Source organism: Streptomyces prasinopilosus (genome assembly GCF_001419695.1).
Classification (GTDB): domain Bacteria; phylum Actinomycetota; class Actinomycetes; order Streptomycetales; family Streptomycetaceae; genus Streptomyces; species Streptomyces prasinopilosus.
In genome coordinates this window covers 1-5,254 of record NZ_LIRG01000690.1, presented here as the reverse complement: position 1 = coordinate 5,254, position 5,254 = coordinate 1, and the positions used below count along the sequence as shown (strand labels likewise).

Sequence of the window (5,254 nt, the reverse complement as noted above, 5' to 3'; positions counted from 1 at the left end):
CGGGTGGGGAAGTTCCGGTAGAGCGTGCCCTGGCCGACGCCCGCCTTCTTGGCGATCACGCTCAGCGGGGTGTCGGCCGACCGGGTCAATTCGGCCAGCGCGACCTGCAGGATGCGTTCGCGGTTGCGCTGCGCGTCCGACCGCAGGGGTGCCTGCGTGCGCGGGGGCGCGTCCTTGCCCCCCGGCGTGTCCTCGCGGCCCGCATCCCGGCCCGTGTCCCGCTCCGCGTCCTGACCCACCCGTCCGTCCTCCTCCCGGGCATGGCCGAAACCCGTGCTTGCTAAGCGGACAACTGTCCACTAAATTTTCCGGTAACGGACAACCGTCCGCTTCGGTGCATCGTAGCGGTGGTCCCGGACGGTGCGGGAGGGCGGGCGCACCCGTGCCCGCGGGCGCCCGACGCCGGCGCCTCCGGTGCGCCGGCGAACTCCCTCCCGTCACCCTTCCGACCGTCACCCTTCCGACCGTCGTCCTTCTGACCGTCTCCCACTCGTCCGTCTCCCGAAAGCCTTTCCGGCCTGTACGGATCCGCGAAGGAAGGCTGCTCATGACTCCCTCGACGTCCAGCAGCGTCACCCTGAACATCAACGGCGAGAAGCACACGCTGTCCGTCGACCACCGCACCACCCTGCTCGACGCCCTGCGCGAGCGCCTCGATCTGACCGGCACCAAGAAGGGCTGCGACCAGGGCCAGTGCGGTGCCTGCACCGTCCTGGTGGACGGCCGCCGCACCGTGTCCTGCCTGCAGCTGGCCGTGGCGGCGGAGGACCGGGAGATCACCACCGTGGAAGGCCTCGCCGAGGGGGAGCGGCTGCACCCCGTGCAGCAGGCCTTCCTCGACCTGGACGGCTTCCAGTGCGGTTACTGCACGCCCGGCCAGATCTGTTCCGCCGTCGCCGTCATCGAGGAGCACGCCGCGGGCTGGCCCAGCGCGGTCACCGACGACGTGCGGCCCGAAGCGGGGCCGCCGCCGCTGACCCCGCACGAGATCCGCGAACGCATGAGCGGCAACCTGTGCCGCTGCGGCGCCTACGTCTCGATCGTCGAGGCCGTCGCCCGCGCCGCCGCCGAACGCACCGAGGCCACCGAGGAGGCCGTCGCATGAGGGAGTTCGACTACCGGCGCGCCGACGACGTCCCGGGCGCGGTCGCCCTGCTCGACGCCGACCCCGACGCCCGCTACCTCGGCGGCGGAACCAACCTCGTCGACCTGATGAAGACCGGCGTCGAACGCCCCGGGCGACTCGTCGACGTGCGCCGGCTCCCCCTGGACCGGATCGAGCCGGCCGACGACGGCGGACTGCGCATCGGCGCCACCGTGACCAACAGCGACCTCGCCGCCCACCCCGAGGTCCGCCGCCGCTACCCGGCACTGACCGAGGCGGTGCTCGCCGGAGCCTCCGGCCAGCTGCGCAACATGGCCACCGTGGGCGGGAACCTGCTCCAGCGGACCCGCTGCGGCTACTTCGCCGACGTGACCAAACCCTGCAACAAGCGGCTCCCCGGCAGCGGTTGCCCCGCCGTCGAGGGCGAGCACCGCCACCACGCCGTCCTGGGCGCCTCCGAGCACTGCGTCGCCGTCCACCCCTCCGACATGGGAGTGGCGCTGGCCGCGTTCGACGCCGTCGTCTCGTACCGAACCGCCGACGGGCCGGGCGAGCTGCCCCTCGCCGACTTCTACCTCCCCGTGGGCGACACCCCGCACCGGGAGACCGCCCTGCCCCGGGGCGCGCTCATCACCGGCGTCACGCTGCCGCCCGTACCGTCGGCCGCTCGTTCCCGCTACCGCAAGGTGCGCGAACGCGCCTCGTACGCCTTCGCGATCGGCTCGGTCGCCGCCGCCCTCGACGTCGGCGACGGCGTCGTCCGCGAAGCGCGGATCGCCCTCGGCGCGGTCGCGTCCCGGCCGTGGCGGGCGCACGCCGCCGAACGCGTCCTCGACGGGGCCCCGGCGACCGCCGACCGCTTCGCCGCGGCCGCCGACGCCGAACTGGCCGCCGCCCGCCCCCTGCCCGGCAACGCGTACAAGGTGACCCTCATGCGCAACCTCGTGGTGGCCGTCCTGTCCGAACTCGCCGAGGAGGCCGCCCGATGACCGTCACCACGACCGGCACGCAGACCGCCCCCGCGCATGCCGCCCCGGCCGTCCCCGCGACCGTGACCGGCGCCGTCGGCACCGCGCACACGCGCGTGGAGGGCCGTGACAAGGTGACCGGGGCCGCCCGGTACGCGGGGGAGATCCCCTTCGCCGACCTCGCCCACGGCTGGCTGGTGCTGTCCACCGTGGCCCGCGGCCGGATCCGCTCCATCGGGACCGCGCCCGTCCTCGCCATGCCGGGCGTCCTCACCGTGCTGCACCACCGGAACGCCCCGCGCCTGCACCTCGACTACATCGGCCTGCTGGGCGTCCCGCCGGACCCGACCGCGGCCGTCTTCCAGAACGACCGCGTCCCGCACGCGGGCTGGCCCGTCGCGCTCGTCGTCGCCGAGACCTCCGAACAGGCCCGCGAGGCGGCCGAGGCCCTGGTCGTGACCTACGAACAGGAGCCGCACGACATCGGGTTCAGGGGCGACCGCCCCGACGCGTTCACCCTGGACGGGCACATGCCCGCGGTGACCGAGAAGGGTGACCTGGAGGCCGAACTCGCCGCCTCCGCACACGTCGTGGACGTCGAGTACACCACCCCCGAAGAACACCACGCCATGATGGAGCCGCACGCGGCGACCGCCCGGTGGGACGACGGGCGGCTCGACGTCGTCGACTCCAACCAGGGCACCACCTGGGTCGCCGACGAACTCTCCCGGATGTTCTCCCTCGACGCGTCCGCCGTGCGGGTGCGCTCCGAACACGTCGGCGGCGGCTTCGGCAGCAAGGGCGTGCGCGCCCACCAGGTGTCCGCCGTCATGGCGGCGACCGCGCTGCGGCGCCCGGTCCGCGTGGTCCTGAACCGCCGTCAGATGTTCTCGCTCACCGGCTACCGCAGCCCCACCGCACAGCGCGTCAGGCTCGGCGCCGACGCCGACGGGCGGCTGCGCGCCCTGGAGCACCGCTCGCTCAGCCAGACCTCGACGGTCTGGGACTTCGTCGAGCCCAGCGCCGGCGTGGCCCGGGTGATGTACGACGCCCCCGCCCACCGCACCGTGAACGAGGCGGTGCGGCTCGACGTGCCGTCGCCGACCTGGATGCGCGCGCCGGGCGAGGCCCCGGGCGCGTTCGCGCTGGAGGCCGCGCTCGACGAACTCGCCGAGCGGTGCGGCGTCGACCCGATCGAACTGCGCCTGCGCAACGAACCCGAACGGGGTCCGGTCTCCGGGATGCCGTTCGGCGGACGCCACCTCGCCGCCTGCTTCCGGGAGGGCGCCCGCCGCTTCGGCTGGGCGGACCGCGACCCGCGCCCCGGCCTGCGCCGGGAGGGGAACCTGCTGATCGGCACGGGCACGGCCGCCGCGTCCTTCCCCGCGGGCGCCGGTCCCTCCACGGCCGCGGTGACGGCGGAGGCGGACGGCACCTTCACCGTGCGGATCGCGGCGGCCGACATCGGCACCGGGGCCCGCACCGCGCTCACCCTGGTCGCCGCCGACGCGCTCGGGGTGGCGCCCGCGCGGATCCGGATGCGGATCGGCGACAGCGACTTCGGCCCCGCGATGATCGCCGGCGGTTCCAGCGGCACCCGCTCCTGGGCCTGGGCGATCACCGTCGCGGCCGACGGACTGCGGGAACGCCTGGCGGGGCGGACCGGCGTCCCGGCGGAGGGCATCACCGTGCGCTCCGACACCACCGAGGCCCTGGGCGCCCTCGCCCAGAAGGAACGGCACTCCTTCGGGGCGCAGTTCGCCGAGGTCGCCGTGGACGCCGCCACCGGCGAGGTGCGGGTGCGCCGCATGCTCGGGGTGTTCGCGGCGGGCCGGATCGTCAACCCGCTCACCGCGCGCGGACAGCTCGTCGGCGGAATGGTCTGGGGCATCTCCATGGCCCTGCACGAGGAGGGGATCCGCGACCGGGCCTCGGGCGGCCACTACAACGGTGACCTCGCGGGCTACCACATCGCCACGAACGCCGACGTGCCGGTCGTCGAGGCGGACTGGGTCGACGACCCGGACCCCGACGACCCGGTCGGCATCAAGGGCATCGGGGAGGTCGGCATCGTGGGAGCCGCGGCGGCCATCGCCAACGCGGTCTGGCACGCGACCGGGGTGCGGCACCGGAACCTGCCCATCCGGCCGGACCGGATCCTCGCCGCGGGCGGACCGCGTGTTTGACATCGCCGGTGAGCTGCACCGATGGCTCGACGAAGGACGGGAGTTCGCCGTCGCCACCGTGGTGTCCGTCAGCGGCAGCGCACCGCGCGGCCCCGGCGCCGCCCTCGCCGTCGACCGTGACGGCACGGTGATCGGCTCGGTCTCGGGCGGCTGCGTCGAGGGCGCGGTCCACGACCTGTGCCTCGAGGCGCTCGCCGACGGCGGGACGCGGGCGCAGCGGTTCGGGTACAGCGACGAGGACGCCTTCGCGGTCGGGTTGACCTGCGGCGGGACCATCGACGTCGGGGTCGTCCCGGTGGGCGCGGGCAGCCCCGCCCGCGCAGTGCTGCGGGCGGCCCTGGGCGCGGTGGTCCGCGGTGAGCCGGTGGCGCTCGCCCGGATCGTCCGGGGCCCGGCCGGGACGCTCGGCGGCGCGCTCCTGCTCCGCCCCGACGGGTCGTACGAGGGCACCCTCGCCGGCGGTCCCGAGCTGGACCGTACGGCGGCGGCCGGGGCGNNGCGGCGGCCCTGGCGCGGGCCGGCAAGTTCCTCGGCTACCACGTGACCGTCTGCGACGCCCGGCCGGTCTTCGCCACCCGGGCCCGGTTCCCGGAGGCGGACGAGATCGTGGTCGACTGGCCGCACCGCTACCTGCGTACCGCGGTCACCGACGGGCGCACGGTGCTGTGCGTCCTCACCCACGACGCCAAGTTCGACGTCCCCCTGCTGGCGGAGGCGCTGGCGATGCCGGTGGCGTTCGTCGGGGCGATGGGGTCACGCCGGACCCACGCGGACCGCCGGCGGCGGCTGCGCGAGGCGGGCGTGGGCGAGCGGGAGCTGGCCCGGCTCAGGTCGCCGATCGGGCTGGACCTCGGGGCGCGAACGCCGGAGGAGACCGCCCTGTCCATCGCGGCGGAGATCGTCGCGACCCTCCGGGGAGGCACCGGGGCCCCGCTGACCGGCATGCGGACACCCATCCACCGGGAGGAACGGGAGGCGGGAGTCCGGAGCGGGGG

At 75.1% G+C, this 5,254-nt stretch carries 5 protein-coding genes and 1 pseudogene; 5 read left to right on the top strand and 1 reads right to left on the bottom strand.

The genetic code is table 11. The features are described 5' to 3' along the window. Window positions 1-239, bottom strand: a 239-nt coding sequence (locus AOK18_RS34670) for a TetR/AcrR family transcriptional regulator (RefSeq protein ID WP_240503304.1), incomplete at its 3' end; no start/stop codon positions are given. Window positions 240-547: 308 nt separating this feature from the next. Between AOK18_RS34670 and AOK18_RS24615 the strand changes: the two genes are divergently transcribed. The 5 genes and pseudogenes from AOK18_RS24615 to AOK18_RS34660 all read left to right on the top strand — a co-directional run. After that, complete coding sequence (locus tag AOK18_RS24615) at window positions 548-1,105, top strand: 2Fe-2S iron-sulfur cluster-binding protein (protein ID WP_055570880.1); 558 nt, start codon at window positions 548-550, stop codon at window positions 1,103-1,105. Continuing rightward, window positions 1,102-2,094: an FAD binding domain-containing protein gene (locus tag AOK18_RS24610; protein WP_055695745.1), complete on the top strand. Its 993-nt coding sequence runs from the start codon at window positions 1,102-1,104 to the stop codon at window positions 2,092-2,094. Before AOK18_RS24615 ends, AOK18_RS24610 begins: the two co-directional genes overlap by 4 nt. Next, entirely contained in the window at window positions 2,091-4,259 is a 2,169-nt protein-coding gene (locus tag AOK18_RS24605) for a xanthine dehydrogenase family protein molybdopterin-binding subunit (protein WP_055695744.1), read from the top strand. The genes AOK18_RS24610 and AOK18_RS24605 overlap by 4 nt, the downstream gene beginning before the upstream one ends. Then, window positions 4,252-4,755, top strand: a pseudogene (locus AOK18_RS34665) (XdhC family protein); the annotation flags it as partial. The gene AOK18_RS24605 and the pseudogene AOK18_RS34665, both read left to right, overlap by 8 nt. A 2-nt stretch (window positions 4,756-4,757) precedes the next feature. Then, a partial coding sequence (locus AOK18_RS34660; RefSeq protein WP_240503303.1) for an XdhC family protein occupies window positions 4,758-5,254 on the top strand: 497 nt, incomplete at both ends.

What these genes read in the sequence shown, in the direction of transcription:
- AOK18_RS24615 (WP_055570880.1), top strand. Translation starts at nt 548, where the DNA reads ATGACTCCCTCGACGTCCAGCAGCGTCACCCTGAACATCAACGGCGAG.
- AOK18_RS24610 (WP_055695745.1), top strand. Translation starts at nt 1,102, where the DNA reads ATGAGGGAGTTCGACTACCGGCGCGCCGACGACGTCCCGGGCGCGGTC.
- AOK18_RS24605 (WP_055695744.1), top strand. Translation starts at nt 2,091, where the DNA reads ATGACCGTCACCACGACCGGCACGCAGACCGCCCCCGCGCATGCCGCC.